This is a genomic window from Filomicrobium insigne, from assembly GCF_900104305.1.
Taxonomy (GTDB): domain Bacteria; phylum Pseudomonadota; class Alphaproteobacteria; order Rhizobiales; family Hyphomicrobiaceae; genus Filomicrobium; species Filomicrobium insigne.
In genome coordinates, this window is record NZ_FNJC01000001.1 from 203,881 (window position 1) to 221,960 (window position 18,080).

General features: G+C 56.5%; 20 protein-coding genes. 10 read left to right on the forward strand and 10 right to left on the reverse strand.

Annotated elements, in window-relative coordinates:
* Complete coding sequence (locus BLS30_RS00960) at positions 1–1,290, reverse strand: imelysin family protein (RefSeq protein WP_244512336.1); 1,290 nt, start codon at positions 1,288–1,290, stop codon at positions 1–3.
* Positions 1,291–1,645: 355 nt separating this feature from the next.
* On the opposite strand from BLS30_RS00960, the gene BLS30_RS00965 reads away from it, so the two are divergent.
* The 6 genes from BLS30_RS00965 to BLS30_RS00990 all read left to right on the forward strand — a co-directional run bounded on the left by BLS30_RS00965 (position 1,646) and on the right by BLS30_RS00990 (position 6,181).
* On the forward strand, positions 1,646–2,119 hold the full coding sequence (locus tag BLS30_RS00965) for an RrF2 family transcriptional regulator (protein ID WP_052743833.1): 474 nt from the start codon (positions 1,646–1,648) through the stop codon (positions 2,117–2,119).
* Positions 2,120–2,377: 258 nt separating this feature from the next.
* The gene (locus BLS30_RS00970) at positions 2,378–2,914 is read left to right on the forward strand and encodes a hypothetical protein (protein WP_052743832.1); all 537 of its coding nucleotides are present in this window, start codon (positions 2,378–2,380) and stop codon (positions 2,912–2,914) included.
* A 13-nt stretch (positions 2,915–2,927) separates the two neighbouring features.
* Complete coding sequence (locus BLS30_RS00975; RefSeq protein WP_046478172.1) at positions 2,928–3,275, forward strand: (2Fe-2S)-binding protein; 348 nt, start codon at positions 2,928–2,930, stop codon at positions 3,273–3,275.
* A gap of 167 nt (positions 3,276–3,442) precedes the next feature.
* Complete coding sequence (bfr, locus tag BLS30_RS00980; protein WP_090225985.1) at positions 3,443–3,928, forward strand: bacterioferritin; 486 nt, start codon at positions 3,443–3,445, stop codon at positions 3,926–3,928.
* A 35-nt stretch (positions 3,929–3,963) separates the two neighbouring features.
* Positions 3,964–5,076, forward strand: coding sequence for an imelysin family protein (locus BLS30_RS00985; RefSeq protein WP_046478170.1), 1,113 nt, complete (start codon positions 3,964–3,966; stop codon positions 5,074–5,076).
* Positions 5,066–6,181 carry a DUF1513 domain-containing protein gene (locus tag BLS30_RS00990; RefSeq protein ID WP_046478169.1) on the forward strand — a complete coding sequence of 372 codons (1,116 nt, stop codon included), beginning with the start codon at positions 5,066–5,068 and terminating at the stop codon, positions 6,179–6,181. The genes BLS30_RS00985 and BLS30_RS00990 overlap by 11 nt, the downstream gene beginning before the upstream one ends.
* Before the next feature lie 18 nt (positions 6,182–6,199).
* Here BLS30_RS00990 and tolA read toward each other — a convergent pair whose 3' ends face one another.
* The 4 genes from tolA to BLS30_RS01015 form a co-directional block, all read right to left on the reverse strand.
* Entirely contained in the window at positions 6,200–7,066 is an 867-nt protein-coding gene (gene tolA, locus BLS30_RS00995; RefSeq protein WP_052743831.1) for a cell envelope integrity protein TolA, read from the reverse strand.
* A 469-nt stretch (positions 7,067–7,535) separates the two neighbouring features.
* Positions 7,536–8,072: a heme utilization cystosolic carrier protein HutX gene (gene hutX, locus BLS30_RS01005; protein WP_090225988.1), complete on the reverse strand. Its 537-nt coding sequence runs from the start codon at positions 8,070–8,072 to the stop codon at positions 7,536–7,538.
* Positions 8,073–8,207: 135 nt separating this feature from the next.
* Positions 8,208–8,552: a heme-degrading protein HmuQ gene (gene hmuQ, locus BLS30_RS01010; protein WP_046478166.1), complete on the reverse strand. Its 345-nt coding sequence runs from the start codon at positions 8,550–8,552 to the stop codon at positions 8,208–8,210.
* A 92-nt stretch (positions 8,553–8,644) separates the two neighbouring features.
* Positions 8,645–10,747, reverse strand: a complete 2,103-nt coding sequence (locus BLS30_RS01015) for a TonB-dependent hemoglobin/transferrin/lactoferrin family receptor (protein ID WP_046478165.1) — start codon at positions 10,745–10,747, stop codon at positions 8,645–8,647.
* Between the two features lie 262 nt (positions 10,748–11,009).
* Here BLS30_RS01015 and hemP point away from each other — a divergent pair, with 262 nt between their 5' ends.
* Genes hemP through BLS30_RS01035 form a run of 4 tightly spaced genes read left to right on the forward strand, consistent with a single transcriptional unit; the run spans position 11,010 to position 14,052 of the window.
* Positions 11,010–11,192, forward strand: a complete 183-nt coding sequence (hemP, locus tag BLS30_RS01020; protein ID WP_046478164.1) for a hemin uptake protein HemP — start codon at positions 11,010–11,012, stop codon at positions 11,190–11,192.
* A gap of 9 nt (positions 11,193–11,201) precedes the next feature.
* Entirely contained in the window at positions 11,202–12,155 is a 954-nt protein-coding gene (locus tag BLS30_RS01025) for a heme/hemin ABC transporter substrate-binding protein (RefSeq protein WP_046478163.1), read from the forward strand.
* Positions 12,155–13,249 carry a FecCD family ABC transporter permease gene (locus BLS30_RS01030; RefSeq protein WP_244512337.1) on the forward strand — a complete coding sequence of 365 codons (1,095 nt, stop codon included), beginning with the start codon at positions 12,155–12,157 and terminating at the stop codon, positions 13,247–13,249. The genes BLS30_RS01025 and BLS30_RS01030 overlap by 1 nt, the downstream gene beginning before the upstream one ends.
* A 5-nt stretch (positions 13,250–13,254) precedes the next feature.
* The gene (locus tag BLS30_RS01035; protein WP_046478162.1) at positions 13,255–14,052 is read left to right on the forward strand and encodes a heme ABC transporter ATP-binding protein; all 798 of its coding nucleotides are present in this window, start codon (positions 13,255–13,257) and stop codon (positions 14,050–14,052) included.
* Positions 14,053–14,078: 26 nt separating this feature from the next.
* Here BLS30_RS01035 and BLS30_RS01040 read toward each other — a convergent pair whose 3' ends face one another.
* The 5 genes from BLS30_RS01040 to fdxA form a co-directional block, all read right to left on the reverse strand.
* Positions 14,079–14,651, reverse strand: a complete 573-nt coding sequence (locus BLS30_RS01040) for a DUF3299 domain-containing protein (RefSeq protein ID WP_046478161.1) — start codon at positions 14,649–14,651, stop codon at positions 14,079–14,081.
* A gap of 15 nt (positions 14,652–14,666) precedes the next feature.
* Entirely contained in the window at positions 14,667–15,926 is a 1,260-nt protein-coding gene (locus BLS30_RS01045; protein ID WP_090225993.1) for an ABC transporter permease, read from the reverse strand.
* Positions 15,923–16,654 (reverse strand): ABC transporter ATP-binding protein, encoded by a 732-nt coding sequence (locus BLS30_RS01050; protein ID WP_090225996.1) that lies wholly within the window; start codon positions 16,652–16,654, stop codon positions 15,923–15,925. Before BLS30_RS01050 ends, BLS30_RS01045 begins: the two co-directional genes overlap by 4 nt.
* Positions 16,655–16,696: 42 nt before the next feature.
* Entirely contained in the window at positions 16,697–17,356 is a 660-nt protein-coding gene (zrgA, locus tag BLS30_RS01055; protein WP_090225999.1) for a zinc uptake protein ZrgA, read from the reverse strand.
* Positions 17,357–17,688: 332 nt separating this feature from the next.
* Positions 17,689–18,033 carry a ferredoxin FdxA gene (gene fdxA / locus BLS30_RS01060; protein ID WP_046478158.1) on the reverse strand — a complete coding sequence of 115 codons (345 nt, stop codon included), beginning with the start codon at positions 18,031–18,033 and terminating at the stop codon, positions 17,689–17,691.
* Positions 18,034–18,080: the final 47 nt, after the last annotated feature.

Here is an 18,080-nt window from a genome sequence, read left to right on the forward strand (position 1 = left end):
TTATTTCACCGACGATGGATTATCGAGGCTATCGGAGCCTTCGAACTTCGCTGCTTCCAGCTTCAGAACGGCCATGGCCCGCTCAAGCTCCCGGGCCTGTGAGATTAGCGCATCGATGGCCGCCTGCACCACGGCGTTCCCCTCCGTGTTACCCTGCCCGATCATCTGATCGTAGCGCTCGATGGTGTCACCGCGCTTTTTGAGTTCGGTCATTTTGGCCACGGTGTTCTCAATAGCCGCGCGGACGCGCTCGTCAATTTCAGGTGCGGCAGCGCGAATAAGATCAGATGCGCTTGGTCCGGACACGGTCGATCCATCGGTACGTTTATAGCTGGCCAGATAAACGTTCCGGATGCCTATAACATCGTAATAGTGCGAGTTGTGCGTGTTGTCGGAGAAGCAGTCATGCTCCTCTTCCGGATCATGGATCAGAAGGCCGAGTTTCATGCGCTCGCCCGCCAGCTCGCCGTAAGAGAGACTTCCAAGACCGATGAAGAGAGACAACAGCCCTTTCTTCTCGTCCGTCTCGGTCAACGCAGCGCGGGCAGCACCGCCTTTCGCCCACTGCTTTGCCATCCAATCGAGGTCCTCAATCAGAAGGTCGGTTACAACCCGCAGATATTCGGCCCGGCGGTCACAATTTCCATTGGTGCAGTTCTTGAGATCGTAATCTGTGGCAGGGCGATCGCCAGCACCGGCTTCCGTTCCATTGAGGTCTTGCCCCCAAAGAAGGAACTCTATGGCGTGGTAGCCTGTCGCGACGTTGGCCTCGACGCCGCCCGCCTCTTGGAGCTTATCGCGCAAAAGCTCCTTCGTGATTTTCGACGTATCGACATCCGTCCCACCGATCTTCAGCGATTTATTGGCGATGACGTTGGCGACGTAGAGGTCGTTCTCGAAATTTTCAGTGCCGTAGAACTCGGTTTCGACATAGTCGATCAAGCCCTCATCGAGCGGCCAGGAGTTTACCTGCCCCTCCCAATCGTCCACGATGAGGTTGCCAAACCGGAAGGCTTCGGTCTGCTGGTAAGGAACTCGCGCGGCAATCCAAGCAGCCCGAGCCGTTGCCAAACTTTCAGGCGTCGGCTCCTTGAGGAGATCGTCAATCGCCTCCTTGAGGCGGTGTGCGGTCGTTACGGAGTCTGTGTATCCGGCTTCTGCGATGTTCGCGTACGTGTCCAGCACGGCTTTAACCTCGGGGTTCTCAGCTGTCTTCGCGGAATTAGCGCCGACGAGCGATGTGACCAAGAGTGCGAACGCAAATAAGAAGCTGATGCCATTCCTCGACACGAGGCTGCCTCCCCAAGAATTGAGAATCCGGATACCGCTCATTGAACTGGGCTGATTTGCTCGGACAAATCGCGATCTGATGGATAGCATCACTGACATTCGCGACAAGCTCTTGTAACGCCAAATTGTTGACTTTTTTTATAATGAAACATAAAGTTGCATGGGTAAGCAAGAATTGACGCTCGGCTTGTCGGGGAAGCAGGCGCTGTCCGCTTGGTGATCCTGAGAGTGTCCGGGGTTGATTTATGTGAGCGAGACCCCATACAGCCCGTAGAATAGGGGTTTGGGCTGCTTGCATTGTGCCCGGTCCGGTGAATAATGGGTCCTTCAACCTCTGATCCAGCAAGGTCAATCAATGCGCCTCAACAAAACTACCAATCACGCCATCCGGATATTGGTGGACTGCGCTCAGTCTGGCGATGAACTTGTCAAGGTCGCCGAGATTTCCGAGCGCCTGGACATCACGCAGCAAAACACCTTTAAGATCGTGCACTTGCTGTCCCGCGGCGGATTTGTGAAGGCCGTGCGCGGCCGCCACGGTGGCGTAAAGCTCGCGCGTCCTGCCAGTGAGATTCGCGTTGGAGAGGTCGTCGGCGTTATCGAAGCGTCCAATCTCGACGCACGCAGCGACGAGAAGCAGAGCGCGCAGGCCATTTTTGACGATGCGCTTGACGCCTTTATCAGCGTCCTCAACCAGCACACCATTGCCGATATGGCGAGCGCTCAGGCACCGCGGCCTAACGCGAGCGCCAAGAAGCCGCGCACACGCGCCGTCCGCTCCATTCCCGAAGCCTCCATACGTTCTGCGAAAGGCAGTGCGCGCTGCTGATCCGCACTCTAGGCCGCACTGATTATAGTTCATCTCAAATGTATAATCGTCATCATATAATTTGAATGGTTCTAATCTTAAGACGACTTAGATTGGAACCATTCTAACCTTTTATATCTTTGACTAGTTTGTTTGGCGCATTCTTCAATTACTGCTTGACTTCGACGCCCCATCGCATGTTTTCTTGACGACGAGCGTCGACAACATGACGCGATCCGATACTGGGGCCTTGAACCCCGTTTATTGGAGAGAGCAGGGATGACAGCGAATTTCGGACTGCCGGGCGGTGCGCTGCGAGCGCTGCCTTCAGAAGCAGGCCTTGAAGCCGGGGGCGATGGTTGGCGCGCCCCAGAACAACTTGTAGGTTTTGGTTTTCGCGGATGGATCGCCGGTTATCAGACCGGCAATATCGGCTGTTGGGAGCGGGTTTGGCAGGTTTACTCCAACGCCCTCGGCCCACGCGCTGCGAAAGTCGTCGTCGGGGAACTGTCCGTCTGGGCAAAGGCGGTTAAGGCGGGTGCGCGCCGCAAGGTTGAAGTTGGGCCCATTGAGGCCTGCAACTTCTGCCGGGATGAATGTTTGGCCATTTCAATGATCGCGGCCTCTCAACACAGGACTTGTCCTGCGATGCGCGCATGCGCATTTGCACTTATTGAGAGCTCCTTGATCGAGGAAGTCGTGCATCACAGTGATAGCTTTGCGATCACGATGCGCAGCCTTGATCAGGTGATTTCGCCAAATTGGATCGTGAATGCCAACGCACTCGTCGATCCGTGCGCGCAGCATCCCCACTGACAGGAAACCTCCCGTGCTTATCTGTTCCTGTGCGGTCATCAGTGATCAAGATATCGAGCTTGCGGTATTGGAGATCATGTCCCAACCCGGCGCCCCGCTTCCTACGCCGGGCGTCGTGTGGCGGCATTTGTCTAAAAAGATGAACTGCTGCGGCTGCGCGCCGCTCGCGGTCTCGGTTATTTATGAAAAAATGGAAAGCCTTCAGGCCAAAGGACTCATCTCTCCTTGTGCCTGTGCTCAAGCGCTGGAACGGCTCGTTCGTCTGGACCGCGCCAATAAGGCCAAGCAGCGCCGAAGCTCGACGACACGTCAGGCTCCGCCTAGCGTCGACGAAGAATTCCCGTTGCTAGCCGCTGAATAGTTCGTGCCTATTTCATATCCGCGCGTACTCAGCGTGGGACGAAATTTATAATCATTGATGTCGGGGAGAGCCGATTTGCGCCTCGACAAACACTCTCCTTTGCTCTTGAATCCGACCCCTCATCTAGAAAGTTTGTGTGCTCACGCTTGGAACGAAGGGGTAAGACGATGAAGGGCGACGCTAGCGTCATCGAAATTTTGAATGAAGCACTTAAGCTGGAGCTGGGCGCCGTCAACCAATATTGGCTGCACTATCGCCTTCTTGAGGATTGGGGCTTCGGAAAGCTCGCAAAGAAGGAGCGCGAAGAATCGATTGAAGAGATGCATCACGCAGACAAGATCATCTCTCGAATCATTTTCCTTGAGGGACATCCGAACCTGCAGCATGTCGCTCCTTTGATGATCGGGGAAAACGTCAAGGAAGTCCTCGAGTGCGATCTCCGCGGCGAATACATTGCCCGGGAACACTACATGAAGGGCCGTGAGCTGTGCCGCGACAAGGAAGACTATGTCACCATGGCGCTGTTCGAAGAGCTGCTGAAGGACGAAGAAGGTCACATCGACTTCCTCGAAACGCAGCTTGGCCTGTACGATACGATCGGCAAAGACAACTACGGCCAGTTGAATGCCGAATCGGCGGACGACGCAGAATAAATTCCGACACATCAGACTTGGGAACGGTCACTCAGATGATGAGGCGATGGGGCTTCATTATCCTTGTGTTTGTTTGGAGCAACGCGACCGCTCCATCGCCGTCACAAGCCAATCAACGTCCTGAGCTTGCGGCCATTGTGGCCGCAAGCATCGATCAACACATCATTCCCAGCTACAAAACGCTGCAATCAGCGAGTGAAAAACTCAACGCCAACATCGCTGCCTGGTGCGAGGATGGTGGCGGCGGTGCAGAAAGCCCTGCGCGTGCGACAGTTGAAGACAGTTTTCGAAAGAGCGTAAGCGCATGGGGAGGCGTGGCGTTCCTTCGCTTTGGGCCTGCTCGCAAGGACAGCCGACAACAGCATCTCGCCTTTTTCCCTGACCCGCGCGGTGTCGCTTCCCGGCAATTAAGTGCTGCTTTAAAGCGCAAAGACCCTGCCTTGCTGGAACCTGGCGCGTTGAGCCAACAGTCCGCTGCGATCCAAGGACTGCCTGCCCTTGAGGTGTTGCTTTTTCCGAAGGGGCCGGAGACGAAATCCGGGCTCGATGATTACGGATGCGGGCTTGCGATGGCTATCAGTGCCAATGTGGCTCGACTTTCCCGTGAACTCACCGAGGAGTGGACGCGCCCGGACGGCTGGCGGACACGCATGGTTGAAACGGGGCCGGATAATCCCGTGTACAAAAGTGATGCTGAGGCTGCTGGCGAACTCGTCAAAGCACTGCTGACCGGCCTCCAGATCGTCCGCGATCTTGGCTTTGAAGCTATGCTGCAGGCGGAACAGAGAGGACGTACGCGGGCAGGCCTCGCGTTTGAACGATCGGGGGTAGCGCGAGACTTCATGCTCGCTTCCATCCGCTCATGTGGGGCGTTAGCTCAGACGCTTCGCTTGGGAGATTTCGTAGCAGGCGACTCAAAAGTCGGCTGGATTAGCGGCTGGATCGGCAACGCCTTCCGAAGCCTCGCAAGTGACGCCGAAGAAATGCCGATGCCAGGATCGGCACGGCCGACACTTGGCAACACAGAGGGGCTCAACAGAGTTCGGCGCGGCAAATTCTATGCTAATGGTTTACGCCAGATCATCGGTCGGCAAATAGCGCCGACAGCAGGGCTGACATTGGGGTTCAATGAGTTAGATGGCGATTGATCGTAGAGCTTTTGTCGCCGGTACAGCAGCGATGCTGGCGCTTCCACGGCCACTGCACGCGGCGGATGGGAAAGCCTTTCATTCGGGATCGGCAGAATTTATCTCGGCCTGCAAACGTGGTGATGGCCACTACGCGCTCGCGTTCGTCACGGCCGATGGAAAAATCTTGCGCGAGATCCCACTGGACGGTCGTGGTCACGATGTAGCGCTCAGCCCCGATGGGACTCGTGGTGTCGCTTTCGCCCGGCGGCCAGGCCGATTTGCCATAGCCTTCGACCTCAAAAACGAAACGCCTCCTGTTGCCTTTGACAGCCCAGAGGATCGGCATTTTTACGGCCACGGCGTTTTCTCGCGCGATGGCCGTCTGCTGTACGTTACCGAGAACGACTTCGACGCCGGCCGCGGTGTGCTTGGTATCTATGACGTCGGCGCGAACTACCGGCGTATCGGTGAGTTCGATGCGCACGGTGTAGGACCGCACGAGGTCATCCTGCTTGAAGACGGTGTGACGCTGGCTGTCGCGAACGGAGGTATTGATACCCATCCCGCAAGCGGACGGGAAAAGCTCAATCTTTCGACGATGCAGCCATCGCTCGTTTTCATCAATAGCCGCACGGGCGATCTCGTTACCCGACAGGAAATTGATCCAGCCCTTCACAAGCTTTCGATCCGGCACATCTGTGCGGATGCCCGCGGGCGCGTGTGGTTTGGCGGACAGTGGGAAGATGCTATCGAGACGGCGCCGGAACTTGTCGGGTACACCAGCCGCGATAAACCAATCAGGTTTGTGTCGTCAGCTCAGCACATGGGTCCCGCCTTGAAAGGCTACATTGGGTCCGTATCAGCGACGAACGGCGGCGAGATTGTGAGTGTGTCGGCCCCACGCGCCGGCCGCATTCTTCATTTCGATGCCAATCGCGCAGAACTGATGGGAGAAGTTCTCCTGAAGGACGCTTGCGGGATCGCAGAGGCGTCTGACAAGACCGTCGCGATCAGCTCTGGCGAGGGCATCCTGGAAGTCGCAGCTCCGGGCAAAGAGCCACAGTCTCGGATTTCGTTTAACGATATCGCCTTTGACAACCACATGCGGCGTCTCCGCGTCTAACAGATGCAGCAAAGCTGCCTAGCGGAAATGGAACGGGACAGAGAAACGCAATTGGCTCGCGCGAGCGCCTGCTGGTGGCTGGGGAAAAGGCGAAGCGCCGCGCACGCTGGCCAGAGCTCTTTGATCAAGCGCTTTGTTTCCACTTGACCGCGACACACGCGCATAGCTCAAGCCCCCCGATGTCGTAACCCCAAAACTCACAACGGTCGTTCCGCGATGACCAGCGTTGGCCGGACTGCGCGATAGTATCCTTGAGCGTACCCGCGACGCATATCCCGCGATAGCGCCAGCGCTAGCTTGCGATTTACCGCCTCCGCCACCCGATCCCGCACCGCCTTGTCTTTCTGAGTTTCCGCGCCGTTGGGCTCGGACGACACGTTTGTCCTTTCCCTTATTCTCGTTGGTTTTCTTTTTTTCTCTTGGTCTCGGGTTCCGTTCCGGTTCGACAATCTCGTTGACATCGAGGGTCTTCGGCTCGCGGGGCTTTTCAGCTTTTGACGTTGGCTCCTTAGCATCCAACGTCTCAGCCGGCTTGAGCGCTTTGACTTCCATCACAGCTTCGGCCTCGACGGGCGCTGCCAACGGAGCCGACATTGCGACATTGACCTCAGAGGTTGCTTCTGCGACCTCGGCCGTCTCGGATGTCGGCTCAATTACCTCATGCGGGTTGGTCTCCCGGATCGACTCCAGCATTTCAATTTCAACGTCATCGGGAGCTGTGCCGACTAATCCGCCGCTTGAGTTCCGCGTTGCCGCGACGGGGCCGGCCGCAGGCGATACATCACCCGCCTGTTTAGGGTTGCGATTGAGCCCAATGAAGACGGCAGCATGCAACGCGACAGCGGCTGTTCCGGCGTAAAACCAGTGAACCTTTTTAAGTTGCATACCTAGCTCAATGGAATCCGTCTTCTGCGCACTGAGCCTCGGCTTACACGGCTCGGATTGACGGTCTCCATTCCCCGTTCAAAATATGAATAAGAGTACGTACGCGTGTTTTTACCGCAAACAACCAGACTATTGGTCGCCGCTGATGCCAGCTCCTCCGAACTCTGTGTTGATGGGGCCGCGCACCTTCAGTGCAACGGGCCCTCGCGCGGCGAAAAAAGTAATGCCACGATCCGGTTTAAAACGGCGTTCCATTCCTGCGCCGCGTTATTATCTCCGCGACAGCGACAGCAATAGGCCCTCGAATAGGCGACGGAAGCACTATCCTCACCAAACTTGCGGATCAAGAAGACTGCGGCCTTATCGATATCCAGAGGTTTGGTTGGCTGTTCGCCCAATTCCTTTCCGTGCATACGGAAGGTCATAAGTGGACAGGGTTTCTTAGACATTTCTCGCGTCTTGTCACGGCCTATTGCTCTGCGCCGGAATTCGTCACGCGTCGGCGTAGCGCTTCGAACTTCTCAGCCTGTTCCGGCAACAGATTGCGGTCCTTATCCCGCCGCACGAAGATCTTGAACATCGCTTCACCGGCTTCGTTGAAAAATTGAACGGAACGTGATTCCCGGCCCATGAAGGGGCGCGAAACGAATGCAATGCGTGCGCAATTTTCGACGCGAATATGGCCTCCGATAGGACTATCGCCATGGAGATTGTAGTAACCCCGACCAAATGTGCCTGGCGGTAGCACTCCTGCGCATTCGCACACGATATCATTGGTGTGGACAATGAAGAGAATTTCACCCCACGCTGTGATGTCTTGCATCACAGCGGTGAACTTATCTGCGCCGACAATTGTGCAACGATCTGGAGATAGATGGCGGACTACGTCGAGCGTACTTACGGCATACGACTTCGCAATCTGCTCCAGGATGCCATCTGGATTTTTAGCCAAACGCTCCGCCAACGGCAGTTCGTTGACGGAGTCTTGCGGTGCAGCTTCTGTCATTGCTCTTTTAAAATCCTGCAACGTCGTTCACCCGGGGCGCCGGGTCTTCAAAATGTTCAAGCAGGCCTACTGCCCGGAGGTGCACTCGAAAGTCCCGAGCGGGGGAGGACCATAGCACTCTCCGGGCAGCAGTCCTTATTCCGCGGCCGTCGGAGTTGCCGCGGAACCCGGTTTGACTTCCTGAATAACCTGGAAGCCTTCAAATTCTGGATGGCCCATGTAGAGCGGCTTGCTCTCTGGGGCTCGGGAATGAACTTTTCGGAACTGCTCCGACTTCGTCCACGCCTCGAAATCTTCATAGCTGCGCCAGACTGTGTGCGAGGAATAGAGAGTGTGGTCCTCGCGCTCTGGGCCCTTCAACATGTGGAACGCGATAAAGCCGGGCATTTCTTCAAGATATGTCTCGCGATTGAGCCATATGTTCTCGAAGCCCTCTTCATTGCCTTTTGCGACTTTAAAGCGGTTCATCGCGATATACATTTTCCGACGCCTCCAATTTTCGTTTGAATTTCGTGCGAGGCAGGAAAAACCTATTTTGGCTTTGCCTGCCTCGCCGACAGAGCGAACTTCCCTCAATCCGCTCCAAGTCTCATGGTCAAGCCAACGCGCGCGCTAAAACCGGGACTATTGTACTGATCTGTGTGTTGGCGATAAGTCTCATCGAACACGTTATCGATATTGAGATTCAGCGTCGCAATTTCATTGACTTCGTATTGCGCGAAAAGATCCAGGGTTTGATAGGCGTCGGCGTGCGCGGACGCAGCGGTCTCTCCTTCTACGAAGCGGTCCTGCTTACCGACGAAACGTGCCCTGGCACCAGCTGTCAGCTTTTCGTCAAAGGCCCGGAATCCGACAGTCAGGATGATCTGGTCGGCCGGAACGCTGTATAGCCCCTCGCCAGTGTCGTCGTTGGTTCCCCGGATGTGGTGAGCTGAAAGCCCCAGGAACCAGGATCTTGCGTCGTAGGCGGCTTCGAACTCCACGCCTTCCAACGTCGCGTTGCGAACGTTCTGATACTGTAGCGTGTCATCAAGGAAGACCGGCGCAGGGTTAGGTCCTTCCACGTAAACTTGGTCAATGTAATCATCGACCTTATTGCGAAAGGCAGTGAATTTAGCGCGGAATGCGTCGTCCTGCTTTAAGACACCGTTGTATTTCAAGTTCACACCACCCTCCACATTGTGCGCCACTTCGGGACGCAAATTCGGATTCGGTATGAGGTTGAAGTTTGCCGGAGGGGCATGCAGTCCACTAATCAGTGTTTCAGTGACGGCAGGCGCTCGAAACCCCTCAGCATACGTTGCGAATAGCGTAAATCCTTCGACAGGCGTTACACCTGCCGTAATTTTTGGGGACACACGATCATCTGAAAGGTTGGTCGTTCCACCTTTGATTTCATAATTGTCGTAGCGCAGAGCGCCTATGAGATCGATTCGATCAAAGAATGTCCAATGGCTTTGGATGAACGACCCGTATACTGTACGTTTTCCGCTGGGGGTCAGTTCGTCCCCACCCTCATATAAATCGTAGTTCGACACTTCGTCTCTAAACGCATCCGCGCCATACGTCAGAGCCATTCTGGCACTACCGAATTCGAAACGTGACGTGTTGAACACGTCGACACCTTCCGTATCGACAGTAAAATTACGCGAAGCCCCAGCAGGAAAAGTGTCAAAGCCAATAATAGTGAAGGGTGGAGGAACCGGTGGGAACGCGGGGTTAGGCCCAAATATGGGAACCGTCGACGAAGTCAATCTCGTCTGCTCCATATTTGTACGGTTCTTGTAGACCTTTGCGCTGAAATCCAAGAGCGGCGTGTCGGGGCGGGAGAAGGTATAGCCAAGCGTGAATTGGGTATTATCGACGTCCGTATCGCGGAGCGAGCCACCCGCCTCCGCTTGGTCTACGAACTTGGAATTAAAGTCGACAATGGTTCCAGTGATCTCATGGCCCTCAGCCGGGCGCCAGCGCGCCTTGACCATTCCAGACCCAGTTTCGTCATTGGAGCCTGGGACTACGACACCGTCACCGTCTTCATAATCCCTGTTCCAGCGGCCGTTAATCTGTCCAACAATATCGAAGTTTCCGACGCGGATCGCACCGGTGCCGCTTGCCAGCTTGCCATCGCCATTCGACGCGTAGCGGGTGCGGGATTGAATGGCCGCGTATTCGCCAGGCTTAAGAATGGAATCCGCATCAAGCAGTTCGAAGGCGACAACACCACCGATCGCGCCGGATCCGTAGATCGTCGCCGTAGGGCCGCGGGTTACCTCAACGCGCTGAAGCATTTCCGGCTCAACGTAGAATGTGCCGTTGGCGCTGTGACCACTGCGCTGGAAGTTCTGGCGTGCGCCCTCAATCAGGACGTTGACGCGGCCAAAATCTTGTAGACCTCGAATGTTGACCGCTTGGGCAGTATCGCGCGCCGTTTCCTGTGTTGCGACGCCGGGAATGGTGTTCAGAATTTTGGAAACGCTATCTGCCTGGAATTGCGTATCGAGTGTCTCTTTCGAGACGGTGCTGGCACCGGCCAGAGCATCAATGGCGCTTTCGTCGATTTTCGATACGGTCACGACGATTCCATCCAACTGAATTTCCTGCGCACGCACGACACCTGAACTCAACACTACAATTGACGCCGCACTTAGCAGCGTCGGAATTAACAGCCACACCATTCCCCAAGCCCCCCAAAAGCCGATTTACAATCTTTGTCGGATTTAGCTGGCTGGCACCTATGTTCACCGAACATTGGCAGGCGGGCTGGCCGTTTTACGCACGATGACCGTTGGCGAATGTCCCTACGCTACGTATCTTGACTTAATGCGTCAACAATTTATTCATTGGTGACGACGCGTCCACTTAGCGCGGCAAAGTTGGGCTCACCAGAACGCGCAGTCGTTCCGGCTGCCACGTGAACCAAACATCAGTGAGTTGGGGATGAACGAAGAGACTGAAAAGCCCCGCGCTGAGAACTCCGATGAGCAGCGCGCGCCAATCCAGCGCCGTCGGGTCAAGGTGACGGACATTTTATCAGATCAGCGGGAAGCGATCATAGAGCACAACGGTCAGGACTATCTGCTGCGCATCACCGCAAACGGCCGGCTTATACTAACAAAATAGGAGACTTCGATGACGGCGCGAACAACTCTTAACGGCCGGTATTCGCGGGCTATCGTGGCGACTGTCTCAGCGTTTCTGCTCGCTGCTCCAATGCTTGGCGGACAAATCCACGCCGCTGCAGACGCAAAAGACGCGAAGTCGTCCCTTGATACATCCCAGATCGTTTCAATCGGCGGGGATGTAACGGAAATCCTTTACGCGCTCGGCCGGGGTGACAAAATCGTAGCCGTCGATACGACGAGTCAGTTCCCACCTTCTGTACTGCAGGAAAAGAAGAAGGTCGGCTATATGCGCGCGCTTTCTTCTGAAGGGGTTCTAGCCCTCAATCCTTCAACCATCATCGCATCGGCCTCTGCCGGACCAGCTGAGGTTGTCCAGGCGCTCAAGTCGTCGTCGGTCCCCTACGTTGAAATTTCCGATGAGAACAGCACGGATGGCATTAATCAGAAGATTACCTCCATCGCGGCTGCCGTGTCCGCGGAGAGTGAAGGCAAGGCGCTTGTCGCGCGCATAAACGAAGACTTTGCTTCGCTGGCCAAGGATCGTGAAAAGGTCGACAAGCCCATGCGCGTCCTTTTCATTTTATCAGCACAGAACGGCCGCGCCCTCGTCGGCGGTTCCGGAACGAGCGCGGATGCGATCATTAAACTGGCAGGGGGTGAGAATGCCGCGGCGTCGGTTACGGGTTTCAAGCCGCTCGTTGATGAAGCGATCATCGAACTGGCCCCTGACGTAATCCTCATGATGCTGCGTGGTGACGGCCACGATGCGCACAAAGACATTCTCGATCTAAAGGGCGTTCGCGCAACCCCGGCCGGCAAGGCCAACCGCGTCATCGTCATGGACGGATCCTATCTGCTCGGGTTTGGTCTTCGTACGCCGGCCGCAGCGCGGGACCTCATGACGAAGCTTTATGACAAGGCCGAAGGCGGCACCGGATCTCCCCGCGTACAGGCCAATTAATGAGCGTCCCGGCTACCCCGATGGAAAGATCCGTGCCGCGCGATGCACGAACATCGACAGCACGAATGCTTATGATCTGCGCGTGGCTCTCGCTTGCCATCGTTGTCGTGCTCTCGCTCTCAATCGGCGCTACGGGAATTACTCTCGCTGCACTTCCTGATGCGATCCAGCACTGGCTTGCAGGCTCGGATGACGACGCGACTGCGGCTCGGCACAGCCTAGTGCTGCTTGAGATCCGCCTTCCTCGTACGCTTTTGGGTCTGTTCGTGGGAGCAGCACTGGCCGTTGCGGGCGCAATGATGCAGGGACTATTTCGTAATCCGCTTGCCGATCCGGGCCTGATCGGTGTGTCATCAGGCGCCGCCCTCGCTGCGGTGGCAACGATCGCTCTGGGTAACGAATTTGCGGCACCCTGGATTGGCACGTTTGGTCCCTACGCGCTCCCCATCTCCGCGTTTTTCGGTGGTGTGATCACGACCTGGATGTTGGTCGCAGTTGCCGGCCGGCATGGACAATTGATGATCGGCACCCTGCTGTTGGCCGGCATTGCAATTGGCGCTTTAGCAGGGGCCATGAGTGGGCTTATCGCCTACGTCAGCGATGATCGCGAGTTGCGCGATTTGACCTTGTGGACGCTGGGCAGTCTCTCCGGAGCGAGCTGGCCTAAGGTCATCGCTGTCACGCCCTTCGCTATCCTCATCGCCTTCGCGATTCCCAGGCTTATTCGTGGTCTCAACGGTTTTCTTCTCGGCGAAGCGGAAGCGTTTCACCTCGGAATCAACGTCGAGGCGACCAAAAAATTTGTGGTCGTCACGACCGCGGCCTGCGTCGGCGCGGCGGTCGCGGTCGCTGGCGTTATTGGGTTCATCGGGATTGTTGTGCCTCATTTCGTCCGGCTTATCGCAGGTCCCGATCATCGTATTGTTCTGCCTGCCAGCGCACTTGTCGGCGGTACGCTGATGGTGTTTGCCGATATTCTCGCGCGGATGCTCGTGCGCCCAGCCGAACTCCCCATCGGCATCGTAATGGCTGCTATCGGCGCGCCCGTCTTTTTGCATCTCGTGCTCAAACGCGGCATCGGTGGTGTGGAGTAGGCCAGATGCTCGAGTGCCGGAACGTCAGCTACGATATTAAGGGCCGTACTATCGTTGAGGAGGTCAACGTGGCTCTCGCCCCAGGTCGTCTCAACGTGGTTATCGGGCCAAACGGAGCGGGCAAATCGACCCTGTTGAAGCTGCTCACCGGCGAGCTTAAACCCAGCTTCGGGCAAATCTTGTTGGATGGCGTGGAGCTCGGCTCAATTAGCGCAGCGTCTCTTGCAGCGCGCAGGGCCGTTGTCGCGCAGTCCACGCATCTGTCGTTCCCGTTCTCAGTCATCGAGGTCGTATTGCTTGGCGCTACGGTGCCCGGCTTTGGGCAACCGTCCGCCGTCAGGCTTGTAGCTGCCTATCGCGCACTTGAAGACGTTGGCCTGTCGGGCTTTGAGGATCGGATTTATACGCAGCTGTCTGGTGGAGAACGTCAGCGGGTGCATGTAGCGCGTGCGCTATGTCAGTTGTCGTCGGCTGAAAACAACCGAACAGAAGCTCCGATTTTATTGCTGGATGAGCCCACATCAAATCTCGACCTTATGCATCAAGTGAAGGTCTTGAACGAGGTGCGCCGGCGCGTGGCACAGGGCTGGGTTGCGCTGGCGGTTCTGCATGACCTCAACTTAGCCGCCGCCTTCGCTGACACGATGATCCTGATGTCTCAAGGACGCATCACTGCGGCAGGGAATACCGACGAGGTCTTTCGCGACGACCTCCTGTCGGCGGTGTACCGCTGCCCGGTTACGACCAACGTCGTGGGGAAGACGGGTCAACGCTTCGTGCTGCCACCGACTGCCCGGATGTAGGAAACGCACGGTTTCCTCAGGGGACGTTATTCCGTACGCATGACGACGGAGTCCGCATCTATCGTGTAGCCGGCTTCGGCAAGTCCCGTAGAAGCAATCTTCGCTTCCATCTTGCCGGTGACGTAAACCGGATCGAACAAATCCGTAACTTTGAAGCCCTCTGTCGTCTTCACGTAGATGATCTGGTTGGCAGGCGGGGGAGGCACATGAATACAGGCCCCGACAAACGGAACCAGCAAAAACTCGGTGACGCTGGTTGCTTCGAAATCCAAGGGCACGACATAGCCGCCGATACGGACACGCTGACCGTCAAATTCCGTGACAAGTGCCGGTGGACCACCGCGCTGTTTGCGGGCGCGCGACATCCACTTGCCCTCGGGAATGTAAGCAGGTGGGGGAGCATCATCGGCGAGCGATTGCGTGTCGGCCGCATCATCACGCTGTCCAAAGAAGGGCTTTAGCTCCTTGGGCTTCTTCACGGCCTGGGGTGGGACTAATTGGGCCCACTTAAGATCACGCGGGGATTGCGCAGCCTGTGGCTCCGCCACTGCCATGAGCGCCAATCCGACGGCGAGTAACGCTGCCGTTAAACGTGCCATGCTCTCTAGTCCTCTTCAAATCCGAACCGTCATGCCGTCCGCGAGTGAGCGTCGATACGCCAGCATGGCGGGAACCAATCCAGCGATAAAACCCGCCAAAACAATAACAGCGAGCGTTAGCCCTTCGCTTGTCGTCGGCGGTGCGATTGACAGGTTCAAACCATACTCGCGGTCCAAGATGGGGCGCAGAATAAACAAAGCTGCGTAAAGCAACACGGTCCCTGTCGCCACACCGGCAGCCGTCAACATACCGGCTTCTGCGGCCAGCAATCCAAGAATGGTGACCGGGCGCGCGCCAGCTGCGCGCAGGATGGCCATCTCCCGGCGACGCTCATTCAGCGCGGTCAAGATCATGGTCAGCATTCCCAGTAGGGCCGTCGCGACGACCATGGCGGATACCGCGGCCAATGCTGTCTCGGCAATTGCAACAAGGCCCCAGAGTTCCTGAAGCGCGGCTCCAGGCAGAATGGCCGAGAGGGGCTCGTCGGGATATTCGTTGATCTCGCGTTGAACACGGAAGATGGCGAGCTTTGACTTCAATCCCACAAGAGCTGCGGTAATGGCCTTCGGCTTGAGGTCCATCGCACGCACTTGATCTGCTGAGACGGTTTGGCCTGGAACCGGTGCACCACTCTGCCAATCAACATGAATGGCTTCGATCGCCTCAAGGCTAACGTGCACCGTACGGTCGACGGGTGTACCTGTTTTCGCGAGTATCCCAGCAACGCGGAATGGTTTGTCTTCATGCTCCAAGAACGACACCGAGCCGAGACCGTGGCCAATCACGATTTTGTCGCCGACCTTGTAGCCCAACTGGGCTGCCACGTCCGCCCCGATCACCGTGTCAAAGAGGTCTTCTCCCAGTTTGCCGCTGGCGACTTCGATGCGGTTTCCTCCACGGAAGCGATAGTGTTCGTAATAGTCTTTCGTGGTGCCGAGCACGCGAAAACCGCGATGACTGTCGCCAAGGGAAATGGGCACGATCCAGGCGACATCCGGGTGGCTCGCGATGTCAGAATAGCTCTGCCAGGTGATGTTGTTGGTGGCATTGCCGATCCGGAAAACCGAATACAGCAGCAACTGCAGGCTGCCGCTGCGAGCGCCAACGATGAGCTCCGTGCCGGAAATCGTATTGGCGAAACTGTCGCGTGCGCCGTTGCGAATTTTCTCAACGCCAAGGAGTAGCATGACGCTGAAGGCGATCGCGAGAACCGTCAGCGTTGCCGTGAGCCACCGGTTTCTGAGGGACTGAAATGCGAGACGCGCGATGATCATGCCGCCTCCCGCATTGTCTGGGCGATGTCATCCAAACGCACAACACGCGAAAAGTGGGGACTCAAGCTTTCGTCGTGTGTAACCATGATGAGCGTGGAACCGGAGGCCTCGGCATTGGCGAAAAGCAATTTGAGGAAATCGGTTTGCCGGCTTCGGTCTAACGCCGACGTCGGCTCATCCGCGATGACCACCTCCGGCATGCCAATCAGCGCACGCGCCGCCGCGACGCGCTGCTGTTGACCTACACTGAGGCTCGCGGCCGACGTTCCACTGATGAGCGCGGGCTCCAGTCCAAGGTGCTCGAGGAGACGTCGCGCTTCCACTTCCGGTTTGCCGGTACGACGCACGCGCTCACGGCGACTCTTCGAGAAGTGCAGGGGTAGGAGGACGTTGTCGATCACCGACCCATATGGGAGCAAGTTGAACATCTGAAAAATTATGCCGAAGTGCTCCGAGCGAAAACGATCACGCGCCGGTCCAGACAGACGCGTGATATCCGTTCCTAAAATTTCGATGCTGCCGCGCTGCGGCGTCAGTATCCCGGCAAGCAGGCTGAGAAATGTCGACTTCCCACCTCCCGACGGCCCAATCAACATGAGGCGTTCGCCGCGCGAAACCGAGAAATTTTCTATCGTAAGGGAGAATGAATGACGCCCTGGCCACGTGAAGTGCAGCCCTGAAATCCGGACAACGTCCGGCTCGGCGGGCTCGCGCGTCGCATTGCTCAACGTCGTTCTCCTTTTTTGGAAGTCGCAAACGCTCAATTTCGCTTACATCAGACCGCTCAAGCTAACTTCCGGCTTTTCGCGTGTCGCCTGCAATGATGTTTGCCCCTTATCGGTCACGACATTCACTTTGAGGCGTTGTGCATTCTTGAACACGTCGAAATAGCCAAAAGCAATGCCGGTTAGAGCCGCAGGGGTTTCGCACTTAATATTGTATGTGGCGCGAAATTCCGCGTGGTGTGCCTGCTTGTCGTTGTGATCCGCGTGATCGTGGTCGTGCTCATGTTCCTTGGCATGGGCCTCATGCTTGTGCGCATCATCATGCCCTGCGACACCATCATTTGCATGCTCATGATGGTCCGTGTGATCACCGTCTTCTTCCGTCTGGAAGGTGACTTCCGTCTCGGCGACTTTGCACCCGGCCTTCCCGCTCAGACGGAACAATGACAGGGCCTCAGATAGCTTTTCTTTTGCCGTCTTGAGTGCTGCCTTTTGGTCGTCCGTCGTGGCGTCATGCTCGAACCCTACGATATCGGCACCGGGGGCAGACAATTCCATGCTTACGCGCTGGCCTTCGACTGCGATGTTCAAGATGCCTTGTCCGTGCTCATGCGCGCCCAACTCACGGTGCTGTGCGTGCACGTTGCTCACCATTACGGCCATTGCCGATAAGATCGTGGCGCCGTAGATCGTCGAAGTGCGCATAAAGGTATTCCTCCTGGCTCAAGGCGTTTGAAGACTAAGACGAGGAATGCGACAGGGGTATGCCGGCCTTTGGAAACCCGGTGAACCTCTTCAAACCGACATCGGAAGCCAATCCGCCCACCGCTGACTTGCCTGCTTTTTCGCAGTGCTTTGCCCTGTCGCTCAACTCGCAACGGATGTTATATCATCCATTTATGGAGAGACAACGCCGAAAGGCCAAGTGTGCTTGTATGCGGGCCACTAAAGGCGACAACGAATAAGCGAAAGCCGCGATGCCCAAATAGGGGTCGCTTCGCGGCCTCACGTTTTCCGAAATTGGTAAGATTTTATCGTCAAGCTTCGACGGTTTGACCACCTTCGGGTGACAGGTCCGCCGCTTTGTCGGGCTGGCCATTCTGGGCATCAGCATCCGGCATGGGGTCTTTTTTGGCCGTGATGTTTGGCCAGACTTCGGAGTACTTCTGATTGACGTTGAGCCAGTGCTCCGTGGCCGCTGGATCGTTGTCTGGAAAGATTGCTTCAGCGGGGCACTCGGGGACACAGACGCCGCAATCTATGCACTCGTCGGGATTGATGACGAGCATGTTCTTGCCCTCGTAGAAGCAATCGACGGGACAGACCTCTACGCAATCCGTGTACTTACACTTGATGCAATTTTCGGTGACGACATAGGTCATCTGATCCTGCCTCCACGTATGGGCCGACGCGTTTACGCACAAGCCAG

What these genes read in the sequence shown, in the direction of transcription:
- BLS30_RS00965 (WP_052743833.1), top strand. Translation starts at nt 1,646, where the DNA reads ATGCGCCTCAACAAAACTACCAATCACGCCATCCGGATATTGGTGGAC.
- BLS30_RS00970 (WP_052743832.1), top strand. Translation starts at nt 2,378, where the DNA reads ATGACAGCGAATTTCGGACTGCCGGGCGGTGCGCTGCGAGCGCTGCCT.
- bfr (WP_090225985.1), top strand. Translation starts at nt 3,443, where the DNA reads ATGAAGGGCGACGCTAGCGTCATCGAAATTTTGAATGAAGCACTTAAG.
- BLS30_RS00985 (WP_046478170.1), top strand. Translation starts at nt 3,964, where the DNA reads ATGATGAGGCGATGGGGCTTCATTATCCTTGTGTTTGTTTGGAGCAAC.
- BLS30_RS00990 (WP_046478169.1), top strand. Translation starts at nt 5,066, where the DNA reads ATGGCGATTGATCGTAGAGCTTTTGTCGCCGGTACAGCAGCGATGCTG.
- tolA (WP_052743831.1), bottom strand. Translation starts at nt 7,066, where the DNA reads ATGCAACTTAAAAAGGTTCACTGGTTTTACGCCGGAACAGCCGCTGTC.
- hutX (WP_090225988.1), bottom strand. Translation starts at nt 8,072, where the DNA reads ATGACAGAAGCTGCACCGCAAGACTCCGTCAACGAACTGCCGTTGGCG.
- hmuQ (WP_046478166.1), bottom strand. Translation starts at nt 8,552, where the DNA reads ATGTATATCGCGATGAACCGCTTTAAAGTCGCAAAAGGCAATGAAGAG.
- BLS30_RS01015 (WP_046478165.1), bottom strand. Translation starts at nt 10,747, where the DNA reads ATGGTGTGGCTGTTAATTCCGACGCTGCTAAGTGCGGCGTCAATTGTA.
- hemP (WP_046478164.1), top strand. Translation starts at nt 11,010, where the DNA reads ATGAACGAAGAGACTGAAAAGCCCCGCGCTGAGAACTCCGATGAGCAG.
- BLS30_RS01025 (WP_046478163.1), top strand. Translation starts at nt 11,202, where the DNA reads ATGACGGCGCGAACAACTCTTAACGGCCGGTATTCGCGGGCTATCGTG.
- BLS30_RS01030 (WP_244512337.1), top strand. Translation starts at nt 12,155, where the DNA reads ATGAGCGTCCCGGCTACCCCGATGGAAAGATCCGTGCCGCGCGATGCA.
- BLS30_RS01035 (WP_046478162.1), top strand. Translation starts at nt 13,255, where the DNA reads ATGCTCGAGTGCCGGAACGTCAGCTACGATATTAAGGGCCGTACTATC.
- BLS30_RS01040 (WP_046478161.1), bottom strand. Translation starts at nt 14,651, where the DNA reads ATGGCACGTTTAACGGCAGCGTTACTCGCCGTCGGATTGGCGCTCATG.
- BLS30_RS01045 (WP_090225993.1), bottom strand. Translation starts at nt 15,926, where the DNA reads ATGATCATCGCGCGTCTCGCATTTCAGTCCCTCAGAAACCGGTGGCTC.
- zrgA (WP_090225999.1), bottom strand. Translation starts at nt 17,356, where the DNA reads ATGCGCACTTCGACGATCTACGGCGCCACGATCTTATCGGCAATGGCC.
- fdxA (WP_046478158.1), bottom strand. Translation starts at nt 18,033, where the DNA reads ATGACCTATGTCGTCACCGAAAATTGCATCAAGTGTAAGTACACGGAT.